This window comes from Streptomyces sp. NPDC002690, from assembly GCF_053592415.1.
In genome coordinates this window covers 1-6248 of sequence record NZ_JBSFVR010000415.1, presented here as the reverse complement: position 1 = coordinate 6248, position 6248 = coordinate 1, and the positions used below count along the sequence as shown (strand labels likewise).

Below are 6248 nucleotides of genomic sequence, written 5' to 3'. Positions count from 1 at the left end.
CGGGGCCCCACCGGGCCCCGCCGCCCCGCGCGTCCGGCGCCGCCGACCGGGCGCCACGCGGAGCGAAAGTCCGCATGGTGAACGGTCTTGTTCCGTCATGTGAGATCACACTCGGGTTTCCCGAACAGGAATCGATACGATGAGCGCATGGTTTCCCATGACGTGAGCGAAATGACGCCGGGCGCACTGCTCGTCGCGCGGCTGCACGTCGACCTGTGCAGGCTCTCCAGCGCGATCTGTCCTGGTCGCAGCCTGCCCACCGGGCCCAAGGCCTGAGCACCGGCCCGAGCGCCCCACCCCACGTACCACCATCCGCGCGGGTGCTGAAACGCGCGCCACGCCACTCCGCTTCCGACAGGAGCCCACGCCATGGCCATCGAGGTCCGCATCCCCACCATCCTTCGCACCTACACCGACGGCGCCAAGGCGGTCGAAGGCAGCGGTGAGACCCTCGCCGACCTCTTCAACGACCTGGAGACCCGGCACAACGGCATCCGTGAGCGCATCGTGGACGGCGAGCAGCTCCGCCGGTTCGTGAACGTCTACCTCAACGACGAGGACGTCCGCTTCCTCGACGGCATCACGACCAAGCTCAGCGACGGCGACAACGTCACCATCCTCCCGGCCGTCGCCGGCGGCATGCGCTGATGCGGTACGACTCCGCGCTGGCGGCCGTGGGCAACACCCCGCTGGTCCGCCTCCCGAGGCTCTCGCCCTCCGACGACGTCCGGATCTGGGCCAAACTGGAGGACCGCAACCCCACCGGCTCGATCAAGGACCGCCCCGCGCTCCACATGGTCGAGCAGGCGGAGAAGGACGGGCGCCTGCGCCCCGGCTGCACCATCCTGGAGCCGACCAGCGGAAACACCGGCATCTCGCTCGCCATGGCGGCCAAGCTCAAGGGCTACCGCATCGTCTGCGTCATGCCGGAGAACACCTCCCAGGAGCGGCGCGACCTGCTCGCCATGTGGGGCGCCGAGATCGTCTCCTCACCGGCGGCCGGCGGCTCCAACACGGCCGTCCGGGTCGCCAAGGAACTCTCCGCCGAACACCCGGACTGGGTGATGCTGTACCAGTACGGCAACCCGGACAACGCGGGCGCCCACTACGCCACCACCGGACCCGAGATCCTCGCCGACCTCCCGTCGGTCACCCACTTCGTCGCGGGCCTCGGCACCACCGGCACGCTGATGGGCGTCGGCCGGTACCTCCGCGAGCAGAAGCCGGACGTCAAGATCGTCGCCGCCGAGCCCCGCTACGACGACATCGTCTACGGACTCCGCAACCTCGACGAGGGTTTCGTGCCCGAGCTGTACGACGCCTCGGTGCTGACCACCCGCTTCTCGGTCGGCTCCGCCGACGCGGTCGCCCGCACCCGTGAACTCCTCCAGCAGGAAGGCATCTTCGCCGGTGTCTCCACCGGTGCCGCGCTCCACGCGGCCATCGGCGTCGGCCAGAAGGCCGTCAAGGCGGGGGAGAGCGCGGACATCGTCTTCGTCGTCGCCGACGGCGGCTGGAAGTACCTCTCGACCGGCGTCTACACGGCCCCCACCACGGAGGCCGCCATCGAGACCCTGCACGGGCAGCTCTGGGCCTGACCCCCCGACACCCTTCGCGCGCGACGCCGACGCCCCCACTCCGGGGCGTCGGCGTCCCGCGTTCCGGGGGTCCCGCGTTCCAGGGGTCCCGCGTCTCGTCGCGTCCCATGTTCCGGGGCGTCCGGGTGGGCGTACGGACCACACCCCCGGGAGCGTACGGAGACCGCCCGCCCACCCCCGTTACCCCAGGTCCCGCACCCGCCCCCACAGCTCCGCGTCCACCCGGCCCACCCGCCGCCGGAAGCCGCCCACCGCGACCTCCCGCAGCTCGTCCGTCTCCAGGAAACTCCGCCGCCCCCGCGCGTCGTCCACCGTCCCGGCCGGCAGCGCGATCACCCCCGGCCGCTCCTCGTGATGCTTGCTGGTGATCTTCGCGACGACCGCGCGGCCGCTCCGCACCGACAGGACCAGGCACGGCCGGTCCTTCGACCCCGGCCCGTCCTCGTACGGCACCTCGGCCCACCAGATCTCGCCCGGCTCCGGTGCGCCCGCCCCGCGGCCCCGCCCCGGCTGCGGCGTACCGCCCGACGGTCGGCCCGTGGGCCTGCCCGGCGGCCTCGTCCGGCCACCCGGGCGACGCCCCGTACCCCGCTCGCCACCCCGGCGCCGCGCACCGCTCCGGCCCCGGCCGTCCACCACCGACGCCACCAGCGCCAGCACGACCAGCACGACCAGAATCACCCACCAGTACGTTTCCATCCCCCGACCGTACCGGCGCCCACCACGCCACCACGGGCCCCCGCCAACCCCTCCCGCACGAACGGGCGCGCGGCCGAAGTCCCCCCGCTTCCATCGAACCGGTGACAGCACAGGTGAGTTCCCCCACAACGGCAGGCCACGGAGGAGCGACCAGGAGATTCGCGCCTTACGCTCGACGGACCGCAACCCCGAACCCACCCGCCGCACCGTCGCCACGTCTCGGAGGTTCACGCTCCATGAAGCTCACCGTCGTCGGCTGCTCCGGCTCCTTCCCGTCCGCGGGATCGGCCTGTTCGAGCTACCTCGTAGAGGCCGACGGCTTCCGGCTGCTGCTCGACATGGGCAACGGTGCCCTCGGCGAGCTCCAGCGCCACGTCGGCCTGTACGACCTCGACGCCGTCTTCCTCAGCCACCTGCACGCCGACCACTGCATCGACATGTGCGCGTACTTCGTGGTGCGCTACTACCCGAACAACGGCACCCGCCCCGCCGCCCTCCCCGTGTACGGCCCCGAAGGCACCGAGCGCCGGCTGACCACGGCCCACGCCGACACCCCCTCCGAACACGCCATGGGCGAGGTCTTCGACTTCCGCACGCTCAAGGCCGGCTGGTTCGAGATCGGCCCCTTCACCGTCCGCACCGAGAAGCTCTGCCACCCCGTGGACACCTTCGGCATCCGGATCGAGCACGGCGGCCGGTCCCTCGCCTACTCCGGTGACACCGGAGCCTGCGACGCCCTGGACGAACTCGCCGAGGACGCCGACCTGTTCCTCTGTGAAGCATCGTTCATCCACGGCAAGGAGGACATCCCGGACCTCCACCTCAACGGCCGCGAAGCCGGGGAATGCGCCGCCCGCGCCCGCGCCGGACGGCTCGTACTCACCCACATCCCGCCGTGGACCGACGCCGAACGCAACATCGAGGACGCCAGAGAGGTCTACGCCGGTCCGGTCGAACTCGCCGTGCCGGGCGCCGTCTACGAGATCTGAGCGGTCCTGGTCCCACCCTGACCCCACCCTGACCCCGCCCGGCCGCCGCCCGGCCGCCGCCCGGCCGCAGCCCGGGTCAGGCCCTGCGGCCCCGACCGCCCAGCGCCATCCGGTTCCAGGTGTGCCGGCGCCCGCGGACCGCCACGGAGTACGCGTACAACAGCTCCGGATCACCCATCCCCGGCAGGAACGCGTCCCCGATGTGATGGGCGTCCACCCCGATCTCCTTGGCGTTCAGGGCCAGCTGGGGCACCACGTCCGTGTGCGCGCCCTCCTGGCTCGTACCGATCGCCCCCATCACCACCGCCCCCGCCTCCTGCACCGCGGCCACCGCCTCGGCCGCCAGCTCCTTCGTGACCCCCGGCATCGTCCCCGGCAGCGGCAGCACCACCCCGTCCGCCCCGGCGTCCACCAGCGCCGTCAGCCGCGCCGCGGTCAGCCGTTCCGGATGGCCCGCGTGATGCATCTTGCCGCTCCAGAGCGCCACCTCGTCGCCGAGGCCGTTCCGCAGCTCCTCGGTCACCCGCGCCAGTCCCTCGTACGAACCACCGGTCCCGGGATTCGCCGTCAGACAGAGCATCGCCGCTCCCATCCCGACCAGCCGCCTCGCGAACTCCGGCTTCGCCCGCCGGATCTCTGGCACGTCCCCCGGCTCCAGATTGATCCCGACCGGCCGCCCGAGGCACTTCGCCAGCTCCGCGATCGACGTGAACGAACCGAGCCCCGGCAGCACCAGACGCTCCCCGTCCCAGGCGCGCTCGATCATGTTCAGCACCACGATGTCCGCACCGAAGGCCGCCATCAACTCGGCGTTGTGCACCCCGTTGTCACCGGGGCGGGCGGAGAGCACCGCCCGGTCCGCGAACACCTCCGCCACCATCGTCCGCCCCTCGGCGGCTGCCACCGAAGCGGTCAGCTTCCGTCCGCGCAGGGCGGCGAGCTGCTCACGGTCGAGATCGAGGATGCGGGGCGTCGGAGAAGTCATGGCAGGAGCCTAGGCGGTACATGGGCAAAAGGTGCGAAACGCACGGGGAGAGGCCCCCGGACCGCGCACGGTCCGGGGGCCTGGGGTGCGGGCGCCGCTACTTCGTGACGTCCCGCTCGATCTCCTTCTCCACCTCCGGAGGCTCCCGTCCGGGTGTCTGGATGTTGAACTTGGTGATCGCGAACCGGAAGACCACGTAGTAGATCACCGCGAAACAGAGCCCGATCGGGATGATCAGCCAGGGTTTGGTGTCCAGATGCCAGTTGACGACCAGGTCGATCAGACCGGCCGAGAAACTGAAGCCCGCATGGACCCCGAGCGCCCAGGTGACACCCATCGAGACACCGGTCAGGATCGCGTGCACGCCGTACAGCAGGGGCGCGACGAACATGAACGAGAACTCCAGCGGCTCCGTCACACCCGTCACGAACGAGGTCAGGGCCACCGACAGCATCAGGCCCGACACCTCCTTGCGGCGTTCCGGCCGTGCGCAATGCGCGATGGCCAGCGCCGCCGCCGGCAGGCCGAACATCATGATCGGGAAGAAGCCCGAGGTGAACTGACCCGCGGACGGGTCCTCCGCGAAGAAGCGCGAGATGTCGCCCTGCACCGTGTTGCCGTCGGCGTCCGTGAAGTCGCCCGCCTGGAACCAGAAGAAGGTGTTCAGGAACTGGTGCATGCCGATCGGGATCAACAGGCGGTTGGCGAAACCGAAGATGGCCGCACCCCACGCGCCGAGGTCGATCAACTGCTTGGCGAACCAGGTCAGCGCGTCACCGACCGGCTGCCACACCAGACCGAAGACCACGCCGAGGATCACGCAGAGGAACGCCATCAGGATCGGTACCAGCCGGCGCCCGTTGAAGAACCCGAGCCAGTCGACCAGCTTGGTCCGGTGGTAGCGCTGCCAGACCACCGCGGTCAGCAGGCCGATGATGATGCCGCCGAGTACACCCGGGTTCTGCGGCACACCGTCCGGCACCGCGTCGGTCACGCTGTCGTCCACCGGGAAGGCCGACAGCACGCCGCGGTAGACGAGGAAGCCGACCACCGCCGCCAGCGCGGTCGAACCGTCCGCCTTCTTCGCGAACCCGATCGCCACACCGATGCAGAAGAGCAGCGGCAGGCCCACCGTGCCGTCCAGGATCGCGGTGCCGCCGTTGAGCAGGACCTTGGAGGTCTTGTCCCAGAAGGCGCCGTGCAGATACGAGTCGAACAGGTTGCCGAGGCTGACCAGCAGGCCGGCCGCCGGGAGAACGGCCACCGGAAGCTGAAGACTCCGACCGATCTTCTGCAGGCCCGAAACCGGACCGTTCCACCACTTTGGCTGCGGACCCGCAGCCGCGGTCGTACTCATCGGCATCCTCCCGGAACACGTCACCTTCGGCGGACGTCACGCCCGACTCGGGCCGGTCGCGACGGGCGGTACGGAGCCCTGCCGCACGGCAGAGCATCGGTGATCGTCATCTTTGGGGATGGTCCTACCAGGCGCCCGCGAAGTTGGGCCAACCGTGCGTTAGCGTGACAAAGCGGACCCGCGGTGGGTTCGCACGCTGCGACAGGGAGAAGGACATGGCCAGCAAGGCTGAGAAGATCGTCGCCGGGCTCGGCGGTATCGAGAACATCGAAGAGGTCGAAGGCTGCATCACCCGCCTCCGCACCGAAGTCCACGACCCCAGCAAGGTCGACGAAGCCGCCCTCAAGGCCGCCGGAGCCCACGGCGTCGTCAAGATGGGCAGCGCGATCCAGGTCGTCATCGGCACGGACGCCGACCCCATCGCGGCCGACATCGAAGACATGATGTGACGGCGTGACCGGCCGGTAGGGCGTCTTCCCCCAGCGGCCCCCTGTCACCCCGCCCCACCCCCGCCGGGTGCCGGTCCCCCTCGGGTCCCCGGTCCTCGGCGGCCCCGTCCTCGCCCCGCTCGTCCTCATCGCGCTCGCCTTCGGCGCCACCCTCGCCGGTGCCCTCCTCCT

General features: G+C 70.7%; 8 protein-coding genes. 5 read left to right on the top strand and 3 right to left on the bottom strand.

All coding sequences use genetic code 11. From position 1 onward, the window contains the following. The first annotated feature begins 147 nt into the window (after positions 1 to 147). The 3 genes from ACWD3D_RS32120 to ACWD3D_RS32110 all read left to right on the top strand — a co-directional run bounded on the left by ACWD3D_RS32120 (position 148) and on the right by ACWD3D_RS32110 (position 1598). Positions 148 to 276 carry a putative leader peptide gene (locus ACWD3D_RS32120; protein ID WP_451464253.1) on the top strand — a complete coding sequence of 43 codons (129 nt, stop codon included), beginning with the start codon at positions 148 to 150 and terminating at the stop codon, positions 274 to 276. A 93-nt stretch (positions 277 to 369) separates the two neighbouring features. Continuing rightward, positions 370 to 648 carry a MoaD/ThiS family protein gene (locus ACWD3D_RS32115; RefSeq protein ID WP_451464252.1) on the top strand — a complete coding sequence of 93 codons (279 nt, stop codon included), beginning with the start codon at positions 370 to 372 and terminating at the stop codon, positions 646 to 648. Then, positions 648 to 1598, top strand: coding sequence for a PLP-dependent cysteine synthase family protein (locus ACWD3D_RS32110; RefSeq protein WP_451464251.1), 951 nt, complete (start codon positions 648 to 650; stop codon positions 1596 to 1598). The genes ACWD3D_RS32115 and ACWD3D_RS32110 overlap by 1 nt, the downstream gene beginning before the upstream one ends. A gap of 180 nt (positions 1599 to 1778) precedes the next feature. On the opposite strand, the gene ACWD3D_RS32105 is transcribed toward ACWD3D_RS32110, so the two are convergent. Next, positions 1779 to 2297, bottom strand: a complete 519-nt coding sequence (locus ACWD3D_RS32105; RefSeq protein ID WP_451464250.1) for a type II toxin-antitoxin system PemK/MazF family toxin — start codon at positions 2295 to 2297, stop codon at positions 1779 to 1781. Between the two features lie 236 nt (positions 2298 to 2533). On the opposite strand from ACWD3D_RS32105, the gene ACWD3D_RS32100 reads away from it, so the two are divergent. Then, a complete protein-coding gene (locus ACWD3D_RS32100; RefSeq protein ID WP_387375474.1) occupies positions 2534 to 3286 on the top strand; it encodes an MBL fold metallo-hydrolase in 753 nt (250 codons plus the stop codon). Positions 3287 to 3362: 76 nt separating this feature from the next. On the opposite strand, the gene ACWD3D_RS32095 is transcribed toward ACWD3D_RS32100, so the two are convergent. Then, positions 3363 to 4271, bottom strand: coding sequence for a DUF7916 family protein (locus tag ACWD3D_RS32095; protein ID WP_451464249.1), 909 nt, complete (start codon positions 4269 to 4271; stop codon positions 3363 to 3365). 97 nt (positions 4272 to 4368) lie between these two features. Beyond that, positions 4369 to 5628, bottom strand: a complete 1260-nt coding sequence (locus ACWD3D_RS32090) for a PTS transporter subunit EIIC (RefSeq protein ID WP_451464248.1) — start codon at positions 5626 to 5628, stop codon at positions 4369 to 4371. A gap of 215 nt (positions 5629 to 5843) precedes the next feature. On the opposite strand from ACWD3D_RS32090, the gene ACWD3D_RS32085 reads away from it, so the two are divergent. Next, complete coding sequence (locus ACWD3D_RS32085) at positions 5844 to 6077, top strand: glucose PTS transporter subunit EIIB (protein ID WP_387374906.1); 234 nt, start codon at positions 5844 to 5846, stop codon at positions 6075 to 6077. Positions 6078 to 6248 lie beyond the last annotated feature (171 nt).

What these genes read in the sequence shown, in the direction of transcription:
- ACWD3D_RS32090 (WP_451464248.1), bottom strand. Translation starts at nt 5,628, where the DNA reads ATGAGTACGACCGCGGCTGCGGGTCCGCAGCCAAAGTGGTGGAACGGT.
- ACWD3D_RS32110 (WP_451464251.1), top strand. Translation starts at nt 648, where the DNA reads ATGCGGTACGACTCCGCGCTGGCGGCCGTGGGCAACACCCCGCTGGTC.
- ACWD3D_RS32085 (WP_387374906.1), top strand. Translation starts at nt 5,844, where the DNA reads ATGGCCAGCAAGGCTGAGAAGATCGTCGCCGGGCTCGGCGGTATCGAG.
- ACWD3D_RS32115 (WP_451464252.1), top strand. Translation starts at nt 370, where the DNA reads ATGGCCATCGAGGTCCGCATCCCCACCATCCTTCGCACCTACACCGAC.
- ACWD3D_RS32120 (WP_451464253.1), top strand. Translation starts at nt 148, where the DNA reads ATGGTTTCCCATGACGTGAGCGAAATGACGCCGGGCGCACTGCTCGTC.
- ACWD3D_RS32105 (WP_451464250.1), bottom strand. Translation starts at nt 2,297, where the DNA reads ATGGAAACGTACTGGTGGGTGATTCTGGTCGTGCTGGTCGTGCTGGCG.
- ACWD3D_RS32100 (WP_387375474.1), top strand. Translation starts at nt 2,534, where the DNA reads ATGAAGCTCACCGTCGTCGGCTGCTCCGGCTCCTTCCCGTCCGCGGGA.
- ACWD3D_RS32095 (WP_451464249.1), bottom strand. Translation starts at nt 4,271, where the DNA reads ATGACTTCTCCGACGCCCCGCATCCTCGATCTCGACCGTGAGCAGCTC.